The following is a 242-nucleotide window of genomic DNA, read 5'->3' as shown; positions in this document are numbered from 1 at the left end:
GCAGGGACCACCACCCTGGTGTTCACCGCTGACGACGGCGATGTGACCTCAACCGATACCTACACGGTCAATCTCACCTGCCAAATGGAAAGCAACGCTCCCCCGGCCTTGAAGAGCGGTGTTCCCGCCGAGGCTGTGGCGGAGGTCAATCTGGGCGATGCCTATACCGTAAATCTTGAGGAGGTTTTCGAGGACCCCGACGGCGATCCGCTGACCTACACGGTAAAAGTGGACGAAGCGGA

1 protein-coding gene is annotated in these 242 nt (G+C 59.5%); it reads left to right on the top strand.

Features of this window, described 5'->3' with window-relative positions:
- The coding region (locus B3W37_RS06190) for a hypothetical protein (protein ID WP_483175091.1) at positions 1–242 on the top strand (242 nt) is incomplete at both ends.

This window comes from Syntrophomonas sp. UBA5494, assembly GCF_002426325.1.
Note: the sequence above shows the minus strand (reverse complement) of the source record. Positions and strands in the feature narration are given on the sequence as shown.